The following is a 23,293-nucleotide window of genomic DNA, read 5'->3' as shown; positions in this document are numbered from 1 at the left end:
AATTTTTAGAGTCAAGTATTCGGTGTTTTTTAGTTGCTGTTGCAGATGAATTTGATAAAATTGAGGAAGCATTTTTAACAGATGGGGCTTTTTAACAAGAGTGACCCCATCTTCTTTTACCGCAACTTGGCTTCAGGAGCGCTTGCACTAGGCTTTTGACGGGGTTGTCACCCCGTGAGCTCCCTCTCGCCACACTTTGCGTCGCCCATAGTCAGGATGAGCCTCGCCGGGAGTAAGCCTCACACTGGCAAGCTGCCATAACGCCGTGCCGTAGCGTCGTTCTCCATCGCTAAACCAGCCAATCAACTCGGCAGCAGATGCCCATGCCCACGCCCCTGCTGTCCCTTGGCGGAATAATTCATCCCGTTTGTGTCCTGCTTGTGCGGCGATCCAGTAGCGTGTTTCTCGTTCGATGAAGTAGATCGTCCATCCTTCGCACTCACTGGGGGGGAAGGTTCTCGCCCACTCGAGTGTATACCTCATCCCCCTCGACCGTGAGGTCTGCCGTCTTTGGCGCAGCAGGTGACCATTGACTGAGCTGGTTTGCCAAACGGTTCTCCCAGCGCAGGATCGTTGAGTGAGATTTACCGAAAGAGTGCCCAGTCGCTACTCCCATTCCTTCAGTGCGGACGTTCATCGCCAACGTCACAATTGTTGAGGAGGTCTGTAGGCCCGCCATTGGAGTCCCAGTTCGGTTGTTGAATTGCCTTGCGGCAAGCTTTACACATATATTTCTGCACAACAGCACCGTCTTGGAGGGTAACCTTGCCGTTTTTGACGACCTGCTGACTTTCACATTCTGGGCAGTGCATCGGCTCTCATCCACCCAATGCAACTATTTTACACATCACTCCTTAACAGACCAGTGCCCGCCCATATAAATCCCAGCTAGCACAAATTGGTTGATCCGACCTGCGCGGTCATAGTAGCTAGAAAGTCGTTGCAAGAACCAACGCCCTGCCGTTACCATGAACCCAATGTAGAGTACGGAATACAGAATTGTTGGTACCGCACCCGCCATGCTGTTCGTGCGCGTCACTGCGATCGCTAGTGCCAACAAACACCAAGCCGTGACATCATCGACCGCCGCGCACGTCAGAGCCAAAGTCTCCAACCGTGTACCTTGCAAGTTATTTTCGGTAATGATTCGAGCCAATACAGGGAAAGCGGTAATCGACATCGCCGCCCCCAAAAATAAAGCAAAGGCGGTAAAGGCGACGCTACTATTAGAAACCAGCGGATAAAGCAGCAAAGCGAGTAAACTACCCAGAGAAAAGGGTACTAAAATGCTAACGTGTGAGGTTAAAATTGCGATTTCTAAGTTGCCGCTGAGATATTTCGGATTTAGCTTTAAGCCAATCAGAAATATAAAGAAAATTAACCCAACTTGAGACAGCACGTTCAAGAAAGGAAGGGTTTCGGCTGGGAATAAATTGGCGGCTAAATCTGGAGCAATCAAACCAAACAGAGATGGTCCTAGCATAATCCCAGCGACAATCTCGCCAATCACCAAGGGTTAATTGATGAAGCGACACCCCAGTCCCATCAGTCGGGAGAGTCCAATCACGATCAGCACTTCAACGAGGACTAAAACGACTGCGTGCATAATTGCCTCAATAGCGATTCTTGAGTTGTAGAGCGATCGCTGCCATCAATCAGTCTACCCTCAACCTAATTTCTCAATAGTATTTGAGCAGATTCTTAAATATTTCTATATCTTTTTGCTGCCAGTTGAAGATTGCTTGGCTTCACATGGACTTTGCTAACCAAGTTTCTGCGAGGAGTGAGTCAGGGATCGGGCTTTTATGTCTCTCATCAACTGAAGAAAAATTTTTTAATTAATAGCTTGTCACTCAGCGGCAAGTTTCACTTTTTCCACATTTACAAAGCGAGGTTGCAAGGTGACAACCGTTTTGCGATCGCAATCCTTTACCTGACATTGCTAAATTAAACTTTAATTTAGAAATGCCCAATTTAGGGCAATCTAGAGATTCCAGCTAAATCTTGGCAAATTCACCAGAATCTGCCTCAACCGTTTTAGCTTGATAAAAGCAGTTTTGAAGAAAGGCTTTATGTAGGCGATCGCTAGAATAGTTGTTGTCACGTATACAAACAAAATTCATAAACCTTAAACTGCCTCTCCCACCAAGTATGCACAAGCAAATTTAGCTGATCTGGGGGGAAGAGGGGTTCGAGACAGACAGATAAAACTAAATTCTTCCCTTGACTTACCAAAATAGAATTGTCATGTTTAATAATGAAGAATATCTATCTAAAGATGGGGAATCAATCTTGAATCAAGTGTTGTACTGACTCAACTTGATCAATCTCTAGCAGATTCTTCTGCATATTACTCGCTGTTATGGAAACCCAAGACTCAGCTATCCATCAGTTTGAGCTTCAACTCTGAGTCGAATGCGCTTGAGGGGTCGCGGCAAAAGCTAAAGCTGGGAAGCTTATCTAACCGTATCTCTATGCATCGGGAATAACTCCGAATTATAGCCAAAGATCGTAATATGTGGAAGCTTTTAAAAGAATTGTTTTCTTCAAGACAATTTATCCCTCACGGTCACTGCTACCTGTGGCAAACGAAACTGGTATGGCTTCACCTGGTTTCTGACTTGTTGATTGCGATCGCCTATTTCTCAATTCCGGCGATGCTCATCTACTTCATCCACAAGCGGAAAGATATTCCCTTTCAAGGGATATTTGCCTTATTTGGAGCCTTTACTATTCTCTGCGGTACCGGGCACCTGATGGAAATCTGGACGCTTTGGCATCCAGTTTACTGGCTGACAGGAATTGAGCAAGCGATGACTGCCTTGGTTTCCTGCTACACGGCTCTACAAATGGTAACGCTGCTGCCGCAATTCCTGGCTTTGGAAACGCCCGAACAGCTAGAGATTCTCAACCAGGAACTCCAGAGCGAGATTGCAATCCGGGTGCAGGCAGAAGAAGCATTACGCCGCGTCAACGATGAGTTAGAAATTCGGGTTAGCGATCGCACCGCCGAGTTATTAAAAACGCTGCATAATCTAGAATCTGAAATCGCCGAACATAAACAGACACAGCAGGAGTTACTCCAGAGTCAGCATTTCATTCAACGGATTGCCGAAGCAAGCCCCAATGTTTTGTTTCTCTACGATCTGAGCGAGCAGCGCAATGTTTATATTAATCGTGAAATCGCCGTTACTTTAGGGTATACCCCCCAAGAAATTCAAGAAACGGGGTTAGATTTCCAGAAGCTGATGCATCCTGACGATTTCGCTAGACTGCCGGAATATTTCCAACAATTCGAGGACGCCTCTGACAGCGAAATCTTTGAGAATGAGTACCGGATGAGGCATCGAAATGGAGAATGGCGGACTCTGCTCAATCGGGATACTCTGTTTGCGAGAACCGCTGACGGCAAGGTGAAGCAGATTCTCGGCACGACCAGCGATATTACTGAAAGAAAGCAAGCAGAAGTTGAAATTCGTCTGTTGCTGGAAGCAACCCAAGCCATCAATCGTTCTGTTGACGTAGATACTGCTTTAGCAATTATTCTGCGGTTAATTTGTACGACAATCGGCTGGGATTTGGGAGAAACTTGGGTTCCGTCTGATGATGGTACAGTTTTAAAAAATAGTCCGGGTTGGTACGGGTGCGATCGCGATGCGGTCGTCGCTTTGCAACATAGCTCGGTTGAAGAATTCCGACGCCATAGCGAAACAGTCACATTTAGAGCCAACGTGGGTCTGCCAGGGCGCGTTTGGTCATCGCAGCAACCAGAATGGGTAGAAGATGTTTCCGCGACCACACAGGAAACCTTTGTGCGATCGCAAATCGCCGCAAAAGTTGGATTAAAGACGGGTTTGGGCGTGCCAATTCTCGCCAATCAGCGAGTGTTGGCAGTTTTAGTTTTCTTTAAGCGTGGCAAAAGTGCAGAAGATCGACATTTGTTTGAGCTAGTAAGTGCAGTTGCGGCTCAGTTAGGTTGGCTGATTGAGCGCAAACTTGCCGAAGCCGCTCTCAGAAGCAGCGAAGAACGGCTGCAAATGGCGTTAGATGGGAGTGCCTTAGGGATATGGGATTGGAATTTAACGACCGGAGAGATGTATTTCGACCGGCAATGGAAGAAGATGCTGGGGTATGAGCCAGAGGAGATTGAGAACAGTTACCAGTCCTGGGAGCGGCTAGTACATCCAGAGGATACCTCTAGGGCGATAGACTCTTTAACCTTGCATCGGGAAGGTAAAACACCCGTTTCCGAAATTGAATTGCGGATGCGCTCAAAATCAGGCGAATGGAAGTGGATTTTGTGTCATGGTAAGGTGATGGAGCGCGATCGCTCTGGTGTGGCGCTGCGGATGACGGGGACGCATAAAGACGTTAGCGGAGCGAAGCGCGACGAAGTCGTTCGCATTGCCTTAGAACGAGAACTCGCCTTGCGGGAAGCTCGCCTGAATGCCTTTTTCAGCTCGGCTCCTGTCGGATTGAGCATCATGGACGAGCAACTGCGATTCGTGCAAATCAACGAACTCCTGGCAGAGGTGAATGGTTTCCCTGCGGGTGACATGATTGGCAAGAGCCTCTGTGAAGTCATCCCCGATATCGCCCCTAAGCTGGAACCTCTCTATCGGCGAATGTTCGCAACAGGCGAATCTATTCTCAACCAAGAAATCAGCGGTGAAGTACCGAGCCAACCGGGTATTGTTCGAGACTGGATGGTTTCTTTCTTTCCCATACCAGACGAGGATAATCGGCTTTCTGGCGTTGGGGGAGTGGTGATGGAAATCACTGCTCGTAAACAAGCGGAGGTGGCACTGCGCTCGGCGACCGAACGCCTGCAACATCTGCTCACCTCTAGTCCGGGAATTATTTATAGCTGCAAGGCATCGGGGAATTATGACATCACCTTTGTCAGTGAGAATATCAAGACAGTTTTAGGCTATGAAGCCCAAGAATTTCTCGAAGATGGAACTTTTTGGGCAAGCCACATCCATCCAGAAGATGTTAGTCGCGTCTTTGCTGAATTACCGCGACTGTTTGTTACAGGAGATTACGCCTACGAATACCGCTTTTTGCACAAGGACGGAACTTATCGCTGGCTCTACGATCAGATGAAATTGGTCAAAGACGAAGCAGGTAATCCCATTGAGTGCGTTGGGTATTCCTTAAACATCAGCGATCGCAAGCACTCAGAAGAGCGGCTGCGACTGCTGGAGCGAGCGATCGCCGCTTCTAGCAATGGTATTGTCATTAGCGATGCCCAACTGCCCGACACGCCAGTGATTTACGTCAATCCAGCTTTTGAGTCCATCACGGGTTACTCGGCAGCAGAAACTCTGGGCAAAAATTGCCGCTTTTTACAGGGACCCGACACCACCCAACCCGCTCTTGAGGAGCTGCGGCTGGCACTGCGCGAAGCAAGAGAGTGTCGCGTTGTGCTGCGGAACTATCGCCAAGACGGCAGCTTATTTTGGAATGAATTTTCTATTGCTCCGGTGCGAGATGCTTTAGGGTGCTTGACTCACTATGTGGGGATTCAAGCGGATATCACCGAGGAGCGAATCGCAGTAGAAGCGCTGACCAATCAATTTAGCCGGACTGTCCTGCTCAAGCAGATTGCCGAAGAAATCCGCTCTAGTTTAGAACCTCAGCACATCTTTGCCACCGCCGCCGAACAAATTTCTCAGCTACTCAGGATCGATCGCTGCCTCATTCATACCTACGTGGTGGAACCGGAACTCAGAATTCCGATAGTCGCTGAGTTTGTGGCTCCTGGTTATCAATCGCTACTGTCTTTGGATATCCCTGTCGTTGGCAATCCCCATGTCCAGCTAATGCTCGCACAAGATGCTGCCATTTCCTCACCGGATGTTTATGCTGAGCCTCTTTTAGAAGCGGTTGAGCCATTTTGCCGCCAGATCGGTCTAAAGTCGATGCTAGCAGTGCGGACTTCTTACCAGGGAGAACCGAACGGAGCAATTGGCTTGCATCAGTGCGATCGCATCCGTCAGTGGACAGCAGACGAGATTGAACTATTAGAGTCTGTTGCGGCTCAAGTCGGGATTGCGATCGCTCAAGCTTCCCTCTTAGAGCAGGAAAAACAACACCGTGCCTATCTCGACTGCCAAAATCAACAGCTACAGCAAGAAATTAGAGTTCGTCAACAGGCACAAGAAGAGCTTGTCAATGCTCAAAGCGAACTGCGGCGGCAGTTAGTCGCGGTAGAGTCGGCATTGGATGGTATGGCGATTCTCAATGCCGAGGATGAGTACATCTATCTGAACGATGCTCATATCAAGATTTTTGGATACGACAACATTAATGACCTTTTGGGTAAGACTTGGCACAAACTTTTTTACCCAGATGAAATTAATCGCTTGGCTCAAGAAGTTGTTCCGATTCTGTTACGAGAGGGAGAATGGTGTGGAGAAGCAATCGGTAAAAAGCAGGATGGAAGCACCTTTTTCCTAGAAATTTCTCTGACTTATACCGAAGAGGGATTTCGGGTTTGCATCTGCCGGGACATTAGCGATCGCAAACAAGCGGAAATTGCCTTGCAACAGCAATTTTTGCGGGAACGGTTGGTGGGGACTATCCAAGAACGCATTCGCTCCTCTCTTAACCTAGAGGCAGTCTTGAAAACAGCCGTGGATGAAGTCCGACAATTTTTGGCAACCGATCGGACAATTATTTACCACTTTAATCTAGACTGGAGCGGGGTTGTGGCTGTCGAGTCAGTGGGCGAGGATTGGACGCCAATTGTCGGAAGCAATATTCAAGACGGCTGCTTTGTGGAAACCTATGTCCCCCTTTACCAGCAAGGTCGCATTCGAGCGATGGCGGATATTTACAACGCGGGTCTAAATGAGTGCCATATTGATTTACTCAGCCAGTTTGAGGTGAAAGCGAACTTGGTGGTTCCGATTTTGCAAGGAGAAAATTTGTGGGGATTGCTGATTGCCCAGCACTGTGAAGGCGCAAGGGAGTGGCACTCCTCCGAAATCGAATGTCTCAGACAGTTATCTGTGCAATTGGCGATCGCTATCCAGCAATGCACGCTCTTTGAAAAAGCCACCACTGAAATTATCGAGCGCAAACGGGTCGAGGAGGCATTGCAACGGAGCAACAGTCGGTATCAAAATTTGGCAACAAACATACCGGGCATGATTTATCAATTTATGATGCGCCCGGATGGGATGATGAGTTTTCCGTATATCAGTCCCGTTTGCCAAGAAATCTTTGGTCTTTCTCCAGAAGCGGTTCAGCAGAATATATCTTTAATATTTGATGTCGTTCATCCAGATGACTTACCCAATGTCATTGAATCGATCGCTGTCTCAGCGAATACGCTAAAACATTGGCATGGCATCTGGCGAATTATTGTGCAAGGGAACATCAAATGGATTCAAGGGGATTCTCGACCGGAAAAGCAAGCGGATGGGAATATTCTCTGGGATGGTTTGATGATCGATATTAGCGATCGCTTTCAGGCTGAGGCAGAATTACGCAGAGCGAAAGAAGCTGCCGAGGTTGCCAACCACGCCAAGAGCCAATTTCTCGCCAACATGAGCCACGAACTGAGAACGCCACTCAATGCCATCCTCGGCTTTACCCAAGTGATGAACCTTGACTCATCTCTATCCAAAGCTCATCAGGAATATCTGGGAATCATTAATCGAAGTGGCGAACATCTCTTGGAATTAATCAACGACATTCTAGAAATGTCCAAGATTGAGGCAGGCAGAACAACTATTCATGAAAATTGCTTTGACTTAATTCGCCTCTTGGACAACCTAGAAGAGATGTTTCGATTAAAAGCGAAATCCAAGGGATTACAGATTATCTTAGACTATGCCCCAGATATTCCTCAATACGTGCAAACAGATGAAAGTAAATTGCGGCAAATCTTGATGAATCTCCTCGGAAATGCCATCAAATTTACTTCATCCGGCGGTGTCACCTTGCGAGTTAGACATCAAATCGATAATCCGCAGAAATCTCATTCCCCATTATCCATTCCCAATCACCGTTTGGTGTTTGAAGTCGAAGATACCGGCCCTGGTATTTCCCCACAAGAAGTAGACAAACTATTTGAAGCTTTTTCCCAAACAGAAACAGGTCGGCAATCTCAGCAAGGAACTGGATTAGGCCTACCAATTAGCCGCAAATTTGTGCAACTTCTGGGAGGAGATATTGCAGTCAGCAGCCAAGTAGATCGGGGAACGCGATTTTCATTTGATATCCAGATTCGTCAAGCTGAAGCGACTGATATTCAAACGACACAGCCGCAACCCAGGGTGATTGGTTTAGTCCCGAACCAACTTCAATATCGCATCCTAGTGGTGGAAGATCGCCTGGAAAATCGCATCCTGTTAGTCAAACTCCTGACAGATGTTGGATTTGAAGTGCGTGAAGCCGAAAATGGTCTAGAGGCATTTGCCCTGTGGAAGACTTGGCAACCGCACCTGATCTGGATGGATATGCGGATGCCAGTGATGGACGGGTATGAAGCTACCCGACGCATTAAAGCGGATGTGAATGGTCAGGCGGTAGTCATTATTGCGATAACGGCTAGTGCCTTTGAAGATCAGCGAAACCTGATTTTGTCAACAGGCTGCGATGATTTCATCGGCAAACCTTTCCGGAATGAAATTATCTTTGAAAAAATGGCTCAACATTTAGGGGTACGTTATCTTTATGAAGAGTCATTAGAAGGCGAAAGTTGCTTCCTCCCTCGACCTAGGGGGAGTACGGAAACTTCAACACCCAATTCATCGTTTCTCCTAACTCCTTCATTCTTTCAAGAGATGCCTGTTGAGTGGATTGCAGCTCTCTATCAAGCCGCTATTGAGGCAGATGCGGAGTTGATTTTGAGCCTCGCCGAGCAAATCGCGGAGTCAAAGGCTCCAATATTCAATGCTCTGGTGGATTGTGTCAACAACTTTCAGTTTGAACAGATCACTGATTTAATCGAACAAATTATCTAATGAATAGCGATCGCGTATTTCCACTAAACGGAAATATTCTACTTGTTGACGATACGCCAAACAATCTGCGGCTGTTATCCGATTTGTTAAGTCATCAGGGCTATAAGGTTCGCAGCGTAACGAACGGACAAACTGCTCTAAAAGCGTGTCAGGCAAAACCGCCGGATTTGATTTTGCTCGACATCAATATGCCTCAAATGAATGGCTATGAGGTCTGCGAAAAACTGAAAGCTAACGAGCAAACCCGCGAGATTCCTGTAATTTTTTTAAGCGCTCTCGATGAGGCGATTGACAAGGTAAAAGCTTTTACGGTTGGCGGAATCGATTACATCAGCAAGCCGTTTCAGGTAGAAGAAGTGTTAGTCCGCGTCAAGAATCAACTGGCTCTGAGAGAAGCACAAGTAAAAGTTCTGGAACTGAACGCAGAGCTTGAAAATCGGGTCAAGGAGCGTACCAGTCAGTTAGAAAGGACGAATCAAGAACTCAATGAAGAAATTCTTGAGCGCAAGCGAATCCAGAGCCAACTGCTAGATATGGCGTTGCACGATCCGTTAACTGGCTTGCCCAACCGGGCTGTCTTCATGGAGCGTCTCGAAAACGCACTCAGCCGGACTAAGCAAGAGGCAGATTATCAGTTTGCGGTGTTATTTCTCGATTGCGATCGCTTTAAAGTCGTCAACGATTCTCTTGGTCATCTGGTAGGAGACGAACTGCTGATTGCATTTGCCAAGCGTGTCCAAAAGGCTCTCGCCCGCCGACTCGAACCCTGTCTGAGCATCGTCAATACGCTAACACGATTAGGAGGGGATGAATTTGCAATCATCGTTGAACAAATTAATGATGCCTGCACTGCTACCGTAGTTGCCGATCGAATTCTTCAAGAACTCATGCATCCTTTTCAACTATCCAGACATGAAGTATTCATGAGCGCCAGTATTGGCATCGCTTTGGGAAACAATAACTATGAACAACCTGAATATTTGTTGCGGGATGCAGATACCGCTATGTACCATGCAAAGACATGTGGCAAAGCTCGGTATCACGTTTTCGATCCAGCCATGCACCAGGAAGCTATCCAGCTTTTACAGCTAGAAACCGACCTGCGAAAGGCTATAAATCAACAAGAATTTCAAGTTTATTATCAGCCGATTGTTAAACTGAATACCGGCAAACTTGCTGGATTTGAAGCCCTAGTGCGCTGGAATCATCCCCATCGGGGATTTATCTCTCCATTGGACTTCATTCCAATTGCAGAAGAAACGGGTTTGATTACTCAGATTGATACTTGGGTAATGCGGGAAGCTTGCCAGCAATTAAAGATTTGGCAACAACAAAAACTAACGCAAGAACCTCTAACAATTAGCGTGAATCTTTCAGGTCGGCAGTTTTCCCAATCAAACTTAATTGAGCAAATTGACGAAATTTTTCAAAAAACTCAACTAAGTCCACAAAGCTTAAAACTAGAAATCACAGAAAGTGTCCTTATAAATAATAGCCAATCAGCAATGGCAATTATTCAGGAACTCAAGAAGCGTCAAATTCAGTTAAGCCTTGATGACTTCGGAACAGGTTATTCTTCCTTAAGTTACTTGCACTGCTTTCCAATTAATACCCTGAAGATTGACAAATCTTTCGTTAACCGTATGGAAAGTAGTCAAGAAAATATAGGCCTGGTTCCCGCAATTATGAGAATGGCTCATACGATGGGGATAAATGTGATTGCTGAAGGAATAGAAACTTCCGGTCAATTAGCCCAACTAAGAGCGCTCAATTGTGATTTTGGTCAAGGATATTTGTTTTCCAAACCTGTAGAAAGTAAATTAGCTTCAGAACTAATTAAAGCAGATCCTCAGTGGTAACAATTCTCTAGGAAACTTTCTTTTTATTCTAAAAATTAAATTTAATCTGCGGAGCATACAAAATAAATTTAATCGGGGGAGTGTACATCTGCTTGTATTTCTCCTTCGGCTAAAAGATACGGTGTTCGCACGTCTTTAGTTAAGTTGCAAAACGTTGATTGATTTCCCTGGCATCCCCCCAATAAACTGGGAGATTTTAACTTGATTTTCCCCTTGTTTAAGGGAGGTTATGAGAATAAAACGACGCTTGCAAGTTCAAGAAGACTTGTGTGTCCACGGTAGCCTTTAAAAGAGGGTAAAGTATTTTGTAGGTTGGCTTTCTTCCTTCAATCCAACACCCTGTTCGGTTGGGTAAGACCTAATCCTTCAAACCAACCGCAGATTTCGTTGCTTTAAAAATTTCCACAAAATTATTTTATGTATCACGGCTTTGTCCCTTTAGTCTACTATCTCCGGATATATATACAAAAAAGGAAACAATTCGTTAGATTTATAAAAAGTTAGTCTGAAGGCTTGAACTCCTTAGCCGGACAGCACAGACCTTTCCAAAATCGCACCTCTATCAACACTAGCCGCACTAAACTTTATGGTATCAACTCCTCCATCTCAAGCTTCGTCATCTCAATACGAAGTTACTAATTCAGAAGCAGAAATCGAGTCTTTGGTTATCGAAGCTAAACCAGAAAGTGATATTGATTTAGAGTTTCTATACACCAGAGATATTGAATTTCGCCAGGAAACCATTTACTTCATTGTTGTAGATCGTTTCTATGACGGCGATCCTGACAACAGCGAAGGGCCAAACCCAGAACTTTACGATCCAGAGCGAAAAGATTGGGGTAAATATTGGGGTGGAGATTTACAGGGAATTATTGAAAAACTAGATTACTTAAAGGACTTAGGAGTTACCGCAGTTTGGCTTACCCCCCTGTTTGAGCAAGTGGAAGCATTATTTGTTGAGCAAGCTGCGATTCATGGCTATTGGACGAAGGATTTTAAACGGATTAATCCTCGCTTTATTGGCAAGGATGAAGAACCTTCGCTCAATAAAACTCAAGATACAAAAGATACAGTTTTTGACAGATTAGTTGCTGAGTTACACAAACGCAAGATGAAACTGGTGTTGGATATTGTGTGTAATCACAGCAATCCAGATTTCAGCGGGAAGAAGGGAGAACTCTACGACGATGGAGTAAAAATTGCTGATTTTAATGACGATAAAGATAACTGGTATCACCACTATGGTGAAGTTACCAATTGGGAAGATGAGTGGCAGGTGCAAAATTGTGAATTGTCTGGTTTAGCAACTTTTAACGAAAATAACGTCGAGTACCGAAACTACATTAAATCAGCCATTAAACAATGGCTAGACCGGGGAGTTGATGCTTTACGGGTTGATACTGTAAAGCATATGCCGATCTGGTTTTGGCAAGAATTTAACGCGGATATTACCACTCACAAACCAGATGTTTTTATCTTTGGCGAGTGGATTTTTAGCGACCCTCGAAGCGACCTTTCGGTAGAATTCGCCAATGAATCTGGCATGACAATGCTAGATTTTGGTTTTTGTTTGGCAATCCGAGCGGCTTTGGCGCAGGGTGCTGAAGGAGGATTTCACCTGATTCAAGATGTTCTGGATCTGGATCATCGTTATTGCGGGGCGACGGAGTTGATTACATTTATTGATAATCACGATATGCCCCGCTTCCAGTCATTGAATCCCGATCCAGAGATGCTGCGGGTAGCGATCGCTGTGATTATGACCTCCCGTGGGATTCCCTGTATCTACTACGGTACAGAACAGTATCTCCACGACGATACCAACGACGGGAACGATCCTTACAACCGTCCGATGATGGAAAATTGGGACACCGAGTCACGCCTCTATCGAGATATCCGGTTGCTATCAGGTTTGCGGCGATTAAATCCAGCTGTATCGATGGGGAGTCAATGGCAAAAATATCTAACGCCTGACGTTTATTGTTATGTACGCCGTTACCGCGATTCTGTTTTGTTTGTAGCGATGAATCGAGGGGAAGCTGTTAAGTTGGAAGCAATTGATACGGAGTTACCAGACGGCGAACATACCGATATTTTAATGCGGCGCAAGTTTGAAGTTACAGACGGAAAGTTGCAAGACTTGGAACTAGACGCGCGGGATGTAATTGTCATCAGTCATGTTGGGGAACGCATCAAGGGGCAAACGATTGTGCGGGTGCAACTTAATGGAGTGCAGACACAGCCGGGTGAAACTGTTGTGGTAATCGGAGATTGTCCGGAGTTAGGCAATTGGGATATCTCTAAGGCGTATCCGCTAGAATTCATCAATACTAATACTTGGTTTGGGGAAATTCCCTTTGATGAAAGTGCTGGAAAGTTAATTACTTACAAGTATGCACTGTGGCGTGAAGGTCAGGCACCCTTGCGCGAAAATACTGTCGGTCGCCGCTGGGTTATTGCCACGGAAGGGACAGTAAAATGGCGCGATAGATGGGCAACAGGACGGGAATCTTAAGCATTTAAACGCAAAGGTACGCTAAGGAAATCCCAAAGGTACGCGAAGGAATATTTAACTTTGTGTACCTTGGTGATTTCCTTTAGTAACTCTGCGTTATAAATTTTAAGTTATTCTAAGGTTGCTAACAGTTCGAGGAAGACTCCGTTTGTCCAACCAAAGCCTATTTCGTTGGAACTGTAGCCAAAGAGAATTTCATGGGAAACATTGGCGGAGCAATTACAAACGTCATATTTTTCTACCAGCGTTCCGTATTTTTCAAACTCTTGCACTAGCAGAGATATAAATTTTTTCGCTAAACGATCGGCGTCTTCGTGATAACCATAGCGATGAAGTCCTTGAACTGCAATTAACTGTAAAGGTGCCCAACCAAAGGGAGCATCCCATTGATTTCCGGTTACATGAGTGCTGGTGAGTAATCCTCCCGGTGCCTCAAATTCGGGTAAATTTTCGGCTACTCTTTTGGCTTGTTCTTCAGATGCAATTCCAGCCCACAAAGGATAGAATGTGGTGGCAAATTCATAGGGGCGACGCTTGCCAGTATGGAAGTTGTAATCAAAGTAAAGTCCAGCTTCTTCATCCCAAAGAAATCGGTCAATTAATTTGTGGCGGTTGCGAGCGCGATCGCGCCACTGATGAGCAATTTCTTCATATCCCAAAATATCGTTTATCTGGGCGGTATCTTGCTCTGTTTTATAAAGCAAAACATTCAAGCAAACAGGCGCATAGTGAATAATATCTACACTAAATGGGCCAAAACGGTTGCTGATGTCAAACCCAGATTCTCGCATGGAACGATCGCCTTTGTAAAATAAATCAGTTAAGCGATCGCTCTGGCGGTCATAATACAAGTTGACATCGTAAGCTTCAACTGCAAACGTCCGATAATATTCCCGTACCCGATCATAATGAGTTCTCCCTTCTTCATCCCGCTCGGAAATTAACACTTCCGGCGCTGGACCTTCACCTAATGCAAAATAGCGCGAAAGTCCGGTTGCTTGATTCAGGTGGGGGGGTAATGTCCAATAGTAGTAAAAACGTTCAACGGTTGGCAGTACTGATTGCAGCCAGTCCCGATCCTGCGTGTGCTGGAAGAGAGCCAAAATCATCGGCGTAAGGACGGGAGGTTGCGATCGCGTCAGCATATAGGTACGATTGGAATTCAAAATCGTGCCGTAATGCTCAATTTCATAAATTAGCTGTTCCACCAAGCTTTTGGCTAATTCTATTTCTCCATCTCGCAACAATCCTAACTGGATAAAATAGCTATCCCAGCCGTACATCTCATTAAAACGGCCGCCCGGAACCACATAGGCATGAGGTAAATAGAGCAACCCGTGATCTTCAATTTGATCGACTTCTGCCGGTAAGGTGCGAATTTCAATTTGATTAAATTCTTCGTTGCTCAAAACTTCCCGCAAAGATGCCTCAATGAGCGCTCGATCTTCTGATTGCGAGACATAGATAGGCCAACCTTTACCGGGAATATGACCAATTTTCGGGTCGCGGGCAGCATCCAAAATATGCTCGTGAGAGCGATAGAGGGTTTTCCAAGTTTTTTTAATGTAGGCTTTTACTGCCTGAATTTGTTCTAGGGAGGGAAACAATTCGGTTTGAGGTAATGATTGATTAATCACGATTTTTCCTTAGTATTTGTAATAAATCTGTCTGTTACCCCCATCGATGGGGGGCAACAGTATCTGATGTCCAGTATGACAAAGGGGAATCGGTATTAGCGATCGCTTTCGCTAATTAATAAAGCTACCGGAAAGTGTTTTAAGGCGTCCCCAATCAACACCGTGCCATTCGCTCTTAGGGACTGAGAAGTAATTGCATCTTTCATTGCAGATGGCATTCCCTGCGGTAGCTTCAACTGGGTGTCACCCCATACTTCGCCCAAAGGATATTCTCCTTCTTGGACAACGTTCGTCAGCAATCGCGGGACAATCGTAATTGCCACCCGATTTTCATAACTTCTGGCAAAAGCAACAATCCGATCCTGAAACTTCCCATCCACTTCTAGGGGTACGTAATCTCCTTTTTGGAAAACTGCCAAATTTTGTTTTCTTGCCTCCAGAACCTTAGCTATCAAGAAAAGCTTAATTCTTCCATCCTCCTGACTCGTAAATAGCTCATCGATCAGCTTCAGAACATCTGCCTTAGCTTTCTCTTTAATCTCTTTAAGGAATGCTAGCCGCTGCTCAAAATCCACTGGACGCCGATTATCCGGGTCTACTAAACTCAGCTCCCATAACTCCGTTCCTTGATAAAAATCAGGTACACCAGAAGCGGTAATTTTTAGCAAAGTTTGGGAGAGAGAATTGAAAATTCCGTAGTAAGCTATCGATTGTTGGAAGGGCAGAAACTCCTGGAGAAATTGATTATCTGTGGAAGGCTTCAGGACTTCTTCGATAAAAGCAACAAAGCCATCTTCATAATCAGTATCCGGTCTGAGCCAAGCGGTGTGAACCTTAGCCTCTCGAACCGCTTTCACTACATATTCTTTCACGCGCTCTACAAAGTGCGATCGCTCGCTTTCAGCAAACGGAAAAGCACCAACCAGCGTTTGGTAAAAGAAATATTCATCATTCTTTTGAGGAAAAACCCGACCCTTCATGCGGCGTTTTTTAGAGTCGTTAATTTTACTCCAAGTTTTTACCTGTTCTTCCCACTCATCGGGAATTTCTGAAAGCACATTTATTCTAGCTCTGACATCTTCCCCACGCTTGGTATCATGGGTTGCCGTGGCATTCATTTTATGAGGCCAACGCTCATGCTGCTTTTGGTTGAACTCGTGAAAATCTGCAACGCTAACCCCAAATTGGCTCGGATTTCCACCCACTTCATTCAGGGATAAAAGTCGGTTGTAAACATATAAAAGCGTATCCTCAATTCCTTTCGCCATCAATGGGCCAGTCAACTGCTGAAGTCTCATCACGAAGTGACGCTGTACTTCTCTTTGTTCTGCCTTTAAAGAGTCCTCCTCTTCTAGCAACAAGAGTTTTTCAATGTAGTTCAGTTCCTTCAAAAGCAACGGCACTTGCTCTCTAGCTTTTTCAATGACTTCCTTCACATAGAAACGATCCGATTCTCTTAATCCCTCTTGATTGATATAAGTTCGATAAACGGGAAACAGTATCAGAATCTCAGCCAAGGCTCTTTGCAGACCATGCTGAGTAAAATCGATTCCTACTCTAGAATGCCCCGATACTCGTTTCAAAAGATGGGCTAAATTATCTACATCTCCCGCCATATTTTTCTCTACAATCAGCCTTTTTTTATCCATAAAAAGCTGCTCGTAGGGGGTGTTTAAACCTGTCAGTCTAGAGTAAATCTCAGTAAACCGTTCCTCGCTCTCAGTTCGGCAGAAAATACCGTTAACATAGTTTAAGAAGTCATAGCCGCTGGTTCCCTCTATAGGCCAGTAAGCAGGTAAATCTTCTTTATGTTCCAGAATTTTTTCAACCGTAATATAGACATCTCCAGCTTTGTTTCTCAGCCGTTGCAAATATTCACTTGGATCGTAGAGTCCGTCAATATGGTCGATTCGGAGTCCTGTGATTGTTCCAGACTCAACCAACTGACTTATAAAATTATGAGTTTTATGAAAAACCTTGATTTCTTCGACTTTGACAGAAATTAATTCGTTGACGGTGAAAAATCTTCTATAATTCAGTTCTTCAGCACCCACTTTCCAAAACGAAAGGCGATAGAACTGTTCTGAAAGCAACCTGTCAAGAGAATTAAAACTTTCTGGATTGCCCTTCTCTCCATTAAAAAATTCTATGTTGCTATCGATAAACTCCTGAACCTCTGGATTTTGGGTATAAAGTTCCCCCAAAAGTCCTTTTACAAAGGCTATCTGGTCATATCGTTCTTTACCTTTTGGTTCTACTAGCGTGTTTTTAAGCAGGTAAAGAATCCCTAGTAATTTAACAAAATCTGGATGATTTCTTCCCAGAGATTTAGCTAGTTTTCCTAAGTTATGAGTAATAAACGGGGCATAAGATTCTATTTTTACAGGAAGTTTTAAGCTAAAGTAGTTAACACTCAGCCCGCTTTGATCGTACTGGAGTTGAATTTCGGCATTTTCCAAACAATCTCCATAAAAATTCCCCAACATTGGGGCAAGAACGCGCTCTCTCAGGTTTTCATAAGGATGATTCCAGTCAATATCGAAGTAATCGAAATACTCGGAATTTGGTCCATTTTCGAGAATGTCCATCAAGAACTGATTTTGGCTATCATAAGCCATGTGGTTGGGAACAATATCCTGTACCCATCCCATATCGTAATTCTTGATTTCATTCACCAATGCTTCAAAATTTTCCGGTGTTCCTAGTTCGGGATTTAGTTGTGTGGGATCAACAACATCGTAGCCATGAGTGCTACCTTCTCTTGCTTTAAAAATGGGCGAAGCGTAAAGATCGGAAATTCCTAATTCAGCGAGATAAGCAATAATTTTCTTGGCTGAATCAAAGGGAAAATCTGCATTAAATTGAATTCGGTAAGTAGCTGCTGGAATCCGCATGATGTAATTTTAATTCCTCAATGATTTTTCTAATTTTGTCAGGTGAACAGTGCTTGCTCTACAGTGACGACTGGCGAAGCAAAGCCTCAATCGTCTCGTTATCATCAGTTTGATAATTAGGATTGGAAGGCTCTGCCTCGTCTATTATCCTGCTATCTCGTAGAGAACAATACTCTGTGGTTTGATGGTCAATTCTTGGTTTGGCGTGAGTTTTTCCGGTAAAGTGGAACCAGAACCCATCCACTGAGTATCGGAAGAGTCTAAAATCTTTTGCCAGTTGCCACTTGGTAGATTAGCTGTAAAAGTGACCTCTTTTTGATTGAAGTTCATAATGGAGTATATCTGACTAGCTTCACTCCAACGCCGAAGGAATAAGATTTTATCGGCTTCAATGCTGGACGCTTCTAGGGTGTTTTTGTCTGGTTTCTTCAAAGCAGGAATTGTTCGGCGTAGATGTATAAGTTGCTGATAAAATTCCCAAAGAGCTTTGTGTTTTCCTTCTTTTCGTTTTTCCCAGTTAATCTGACACTTCTGGAAGGTTTCAGGACTTTGGGGATCTTGCATTTCGCCTCGCCCCACAAATACTTTGAATTCTTCTTCTTTACTCTTGCGAATTGCTTCAATCAAATCCTTATCTGAATGACTGATAAAATAGAAGAAAGGCGCTTCCTCACCATATTCTTCACCCATGAAAAGGAAGGGAACAAAGGGAGATAGAAAAATAGCAGCCGCAGCTACTTTCAGCTCTTCTAAGGAAACAAGCTGAGATAACCTTTCTGCCAGGACGCGATTACCAATTTGGTCGTGAGTCTGGGTAAAAACAATAAATCGATATCCTGGTTCGTCTTTGGAAGAACTACCATGACGGCGCTTTCTATGAGAAGCGTATTGTCCGGAGTAAATAAAGCCTTCTTTGAAAGATTTTTCGAGTTGTTCAACCTTTCCAAAATCCTCGTAATACCTATCGTTCTCTCCGGTGAGTAAGGTATGCAATGCGTGGTGAAAATCGTCATTCCACTGTGCATCTATTCCATAGCCGCCCACTTCTTTGGGTCGAATGACTCGGACATCGTTCAAGTCGCTTTCGGCTATCAGATAAAATTTTCTACCTTGTTGCTGGGAAAAATTAGCAACTTGGTCTGCCATTTCCTGTAATAAGGGTCTAGCACCCATCTCAAAAATGCCCTGAATGGCATCTAATCTTAGACCGTCTATGTGATATTCTTGGAGCCAGTAAAGAGCGTTTTCTAAACAAAAATTACGGACGCCATCGCTGTATTTGTCATCAAAATTCATCGCCTCTCCCCAATCACCGCGATATTTGGTAGTGAAGTAGGGAGCAAAATCTCGGAAGTAATTTCCTTCAGGACCTAGGTGATTGTAGACGACATCGAGAATGACTGAGATACCGTGTTGGTGACAAGCATCAACGAGTTTTTTTAATCCTTCGGGGCCACCATAGGAATTCTGCACGGCAAAGGGAAACACCCCATCATATCCCCAGTTTCTCTCACCGGGAAATTGAGCAACTGGCATAATTTCAATGGCATTAATCCCTAACTCGCTTAATTCAACAAGTCGGGGAATTATTGCCTCAAAGGTGCCTTCTGGAGTGAAGGTGCCAACGTGTAATTCATAGATAATAGTTTCATCTAAGGGAATGCCAGACCAATTAGTATCATTCCAGGCAAAAGTGCTAGGATCGATGACTTGAGAAGGGGCGTGTACCCCCTTCGGTTGGTATTTTGAAGCTGGGTCTGGTCTATCAGTTGTTCCTTCGAGTTTGTAGTAGTAAAGCGTTCCTGGTTCAATGCCTGAAGCTTTAACTTTCCAGTAACCTTCTTCATCCTGTTGCATTGTGAGAAGGCGTTCTTCAGGAGAAACAATTTGTACGGCTACTGTATGAAGAGTGGGTGCCCAAACGGTAAATTCACAATTTCCGTTGCCCAAGTAACAAGCGCCAATTCTCACCTTTAATTAGCCTCGCTGTTAAGAGTATTTTTTGCCTAATGGCGAAGTCGCGTTAACGTATCCCAGAATATAGTTACGTTTAGTTACGTAGAACTGCCATAAGGTGTATTTTTATTTACTCAATTAGCGATCGCGCATATCAGCTTACTGACCTCTGGCAATGGCAGAAGGCTAAAAGCCACGCTGGTAGAGTCAGAAATGACTGCCTCTGTACTTGTGGCTAAGCTTTAGTGGCATCTTGAAATAGGGGGATTGAGAAAAATGCTATGGAAACAATGAGGATTCCTTTTCAATTGATTTGGGTAGTGGTAGCGATCTGTGTGCTGCCTAGCTTGCTGAATTTGTTGGGAGTGGATTTTGCCTCACCGAAGCATCCCTTCGAGGTGCCAGCTGTTGTGGGAATGTCTCCCCGCGCATTTGTCGAAGCGATGCAGTACACGCTTTCCGGAAGCTTTCTGCACACCATTCTGGAGTGGAGTGCGTTCTGTATTGCTCTGTCCATTGTTATTTTGTCTTTGATTCACTTCAGCCTGAAGCGCGATGCTGTCACGCTCATAATTGGCGTGGCAATGTTTTGCGCGGGGTGCATGGACACCTTTCATGCTTTAGCCGCCGACCGATTGAGCCAGGGGATAGCAGATAGCCAAAACCTAATTCCTTTGACTTGGGCAGTCTGCCGACTTTTTAATGCTTTGATTCTGCTGGGAGGCGCGGGAATTTTTCTGGCGACGAAACCAGGAAAGTGGAAGGGAGGCGCGGGTTTTGTTGCGATCGCTAGTGTATCTTTTGCTGTTGCTTCTTATACAATTGTCTATTTCTGTACCCATAGCGCCATACCGGCAACTATTTTCCCGAACGCGCTTGTCACTCGTCCTTGGGATGTCCCTCCCCTCTTATTGTTTATCTTTGCAGGTATTTTTGTTTTTCCTCGCTTTTATAATGCTTATCCCAGTCATTTTTCTTTAGCGCTAGCGATTAGCATGATTCCCCAAATCGCCAGTCAACTCCACATGGCTTTTGGCTCAACTGCATTATTCGACAACCATTTCAATATTGCCCATTTCCTTAAAATTATTGCTTACCTCGTCCCATTTATTGGCTTAAGTTCGGAGTATATTCATACTCTTCGCGAAGAAGCTTTAACCGTTGACAAATTAGAAGCCACACAAAAAATATTATTAGATAAAACCAAGCAGTTAGAACTCATTAATCTTGAGTTGCAAAAACAAATCGCTGAGCGTCAGCAAGTAGAAGAGGCGTTGCACCGCTCCAACGTCGGGCTTGAAAGGAGAGTTGAGGAGCGAACAGCAGAAATTAGACAGACAAACGATCTGTTATTGCTTGAAGTTTCTGAGCGCAAGCAAAGTGAAAATCGCTATCGAGAAAAATCTCAAGAGCTAAAAATTACTCTACTTAACCTCCAGAAAACTCAAGCTCAATTGATTCAAACTGAAAAAATCTCCAGCCTCGGTCAATTAGTGGCTGGAGTTGCTCACGAAATAAATAATCCAATTAACTTTATTCACGGCAATATCAATTATGCCTGTGACTATGCGAATAGTTTGCTCTATTTGTTACACCTTTACCAACAGCAATACCCCCCTACACCTGAAATTGACCAAGAAATTGAAGCAAGCGACCTTGATTTTATTATTGAAGATTTGCCAAAGTTACTAAAATCAATGCACTTAGGAATTGAGCGAATTCGAGAAATTGTTCAGTCCTTACGTTCGTTTTCTCGCGTCGATCAAGCGGAAATGAAGCCGGTTGATATCCACGAAGGCATTGACAGCACCTTGCTAATTTTGCAGTATCGACTGAAAGCGATCGCTGGCGGTCCCACGATCACCGTGACCAAAGAATATAGCGATTTGCCATTAGTTGAATGTTACGCGGGACAGTTGAATCAGGTGTTTATGAATCTGCTGAGTAACGCGATTGATGCACTAGAAGAGTCAGTCGCTAAGGAGGAAATATTTTGTCTTTTACCCAGTATTAAAATTAGCACCGCTGTTGAAGACGAAAAGCTAGCGGTGATTCGCATTGCCGACAACGGCCCAGGCATGACAGAAGAAGTCCGTTCTCATCTATTCGATGCCTTTTTCACAACGAAACCAGTCGGGAAAGGTACCGGCTTAGGGCTATCGATTAGTTATCAGATTGTAGTAGAAAAACATAGTGGCAGTATGGAGTGTATTTCTGCACCCGGAGAGGGGGCAGAGTTCGTCATTAAGATTCCGATTTCGCAGAACAAGATATCGCAACTCTAAATGATTCCAGAAGTCGAGGATCTATGTCGGCAGAGGCGATTAGCATAGAGTTGAGTATTGAGAAACGCGAGACGAACAGATGAACTTTTGTAGCGACAATGTCACCGGGATTTCGCCGGAAATTATGGCAGCGATCGCTGCCGCTAATCAGGGTACCACCATGCCTTATGGTGATGATAAATATACCCAGCGCTTGTCAGCCCAGTTCAAGGAATTGTTTGAGACAGATGTAACCGTTTTTCCCGTCACCACGGGTTCTGCTGCCAATGCCCTCGCCCTGTCCGTTATGACACCTCCGTTTGGGGCGATTTACTGTCATCGCCAATCTCATATCAATCTGGATGAATGCGGGGCACCCGAATTTTATACCGGCGGCGCAAAGCTAGTAACCCTGGATGGTGCAGATGGCAAGATTCGCGCCGCTGACTTGGCTGCTGTACTGGCAAAATCGGGCGCTGGCGTCGTCCATCACGTACAGCCTGCGGCTGTAAGCTTGACTCAGGCAACGGAAGCTGGAACTATCTATCAGCCAGAGGAAATTTCCCAGATTGCCGAAATTGCCCATTCCTACAATTTGGGTTTACATATGGATGGTGCCCGTTTTGCGAATGCGGTTGCTAGCTTGGGTTGTTCTCCAGCGGATATCACTTGGCGGGCTGGGGTTGATGTACTATCGTTTGGAGCGACTAAAAATGGTGCAATGGCAGCAGAAGCCGTCATCTTTTTTAATCAAGATTTGGCAAAAACTTTCGCCTATCGTCGCAAGCGCAGCGGGCATCTCTTTTCAAAGATGCGGTTTTTATCTGCCCAGTTGGAAGCTTACATTAAAGATGATTTGTGGCTGAAAAATGCTGCCCATGCTAATCAGATGGCTAAGAAATTAGCGCACGGGCTAACAGCGCTACCAGGAATGAACCTGTGCTATCTGGTTGCAGTAAATGAAATCTTTATTCAGATGCCGGAGGAAGTTATCCAAGGGCTTCTTGCCGATGGTTTCCAATTTTATCGCTGGGAGGGGGAATATTCATCAACCGTGCGATTAGTAACGGCTTTCAACACTAAGGAAGAGGATATCACTGCCTTGATTGAGGCGGCGCGGGCACACTGCAACGTGGTTTCTTCACCTCTAATTTCCACCTTCAATTTTTAGTAGAGAGGGCAAAGTTCCT

The 23,293-nt window shown here is 44.8% G+C and carries 9 protein-coding genes and 2 pseudogenes; 6 read left to right on the top strand and 5 right to left on the bottom strand.

From position 1 onward, the window contains the following. Nucleotides 1–180: 180 nt before the first annotated feature. Both NDA03_RS04465 and NDA03_RS04460 read right to left on the bottom strand, forming a co-directional pair. Nucleotides 181–812 (bottom strand): annotated as a pseudogene (locus tag NDA03_RS04465) (IS1 family transposase); the annotation flags it as partial. Nucleotides 813–871: 59 nt separating this feature from the next. Then, nucleotides 872–1,606 (bottom strand): annotated as a pseudogene (locus tag NDA03_RS04460) (cation:proton antiporter); the annotation flags it as partial. Between the two features lie 177 nt (nucleotides 1,607–1,783). Here NDA03_RS04460 and NDA03_RS04455 point away from each other — a divergent pair. From NDA03_RS04455 to NDA03_RS04440, 4 genes are all read left to right on the top strand, one after another. Then, a complete protein-coding gene (locus tag NDA03_RS04455; protein ID WP_190687844.1) occupies nucleotides 1,784–1,951 on the top strand; it encodes a hypothetical protein in 168 nt (55 codons plus the stop codon). 565 nt (nucleotides 1,952–2,516) lie between these two features. Then, nucleotides 2,517–8,978, top strand: coding sequence for a PAS domain-containing protein (locus NDA03_RS04450; protein WP_348237393.1), 6,462 nt, complete (start codon nucleotides 2,517–2,519; stop codon nucleotides 8,976–8,978). Next, nucleotides 8,978–10,837: a GGDEF domain-containing response regulator gene (locus NDA03_RS04445; protein WP_190428828.1), complete on the top strand. Its 1,860-nt coding sequence runs from the start codon at nucleotides 8,978–8,980 to the stop codon at nucleotides 10,835–10,837. The genes NDA03_RS04450 and NDA03_RS04445 overlap by 1 nt, the downstream gene beginning before the upstream one ends. A 586-nt stretch (nucleotides 10,838–11,423) precedes the next feature. Then, nucleotides 11,424–13,352, top strand: a complete 1,929-nt coding sequence (locus tag NDA03_RS04440) for an alpha-amylase family glycosyl hydrolase (protein WP_190438964.1) — start codon at nucleotides 11,424–11,426, stop codon at nucleotides 13,350–13,352. A gap of 110 nt (nucleotides 13,353–13,462) precedes the next feature. Here NDA03_RS04440 and NDA03_RS04435 read toward each other — a convergent pair whose 3' ends face one another. The 3 genes from NDA03_RS04435 to treZ all read right to left on the bottom strand — a co-directional run bounded on the left by NDA03_RS04435 (nucleotide 13,463) and on the right by treZ (nucleotide 19,854). Continuing rightward, nucleotides 13,463–14,986, bottom strand: coding sequence for a trehalase family glycosidase (locus tag NDA03_RS04435; RefSeq protein ID WP_348237401.1), 1,524 nt, complete (start codon nucleotides 14,984–14,986; stop codon nucleotides 13,463–13,465). A gap of 98 nt (nucleotides 14,987–15,084) precedes the next feature. Beyond that, entirely contained in the window at nucleotides 15,085–17,883 is a 2,799-nt protein-coding gene (gene treY / locus NDA03_RS04430) for a malto-oligosyltrehalose synthase (protein ID WP_348237392.1), read from the bottom strand. Between the two features lie 144 nt (nucleotides 17,884–18,027). Continuing rightward, nucleotides 18,028–19,854: a malto-oligosyltrehalose trehalohydrolase gene (treZ, locus tag NDA03_RS04425; protein WP_348237391.1), complete on the bottom strand. Its 1,827-nt coding sequence runs from the start codon at nucleotides 19,852–19,854 to the stop codon at nucleotides 18,028–18,030. A 275-nt stretch (nucleotides 19,855–20,129) separates the two neighbouring features. On the opposite strand from treZ, the gene NDA03_RS04420 reads away from it, so the two are divergent. Then, a complete protein-coding gene (locus tag NDA03_RS04420) occupies nucleotides 20,130–22,124 on the top strand; it encodes an ATP-binding protein (protein ID WP_348237390.1) in 1,995 nt (664 codons plus the stop codon). A 79-nt stretch (nucleotides 22,125–22,203) separates the two neighbouring features. Continuing rightward, complete coding sequence (locus NDA03_RS04415) at nucleotides 22,204–23,274, top strand: low specificity L-threonine aldolase (RefSeq protein ID WP_348237389.1); 1,071 nt, start codon at nucleotides 22,204–22,206, stop codon at nucleotides 23,272–23,274. Nucleotides 23,275–23,293: the final 19 nt, after the last annotated feature.

Source organism: Trichocoleus sp. Lan (genome assembly GCF_039961855.1).
Lineage (GTDB): Bacteria > Cyanobacteriota > Cyanobacteriia > Cyanobacteriales > FACHB-T130 > FACHB-T130.
The sequence above is the reverse complement of the archived record's forward strand: the minus strand, read 5'-3'. Positions and strand labels throughout refer to the sequence as shown.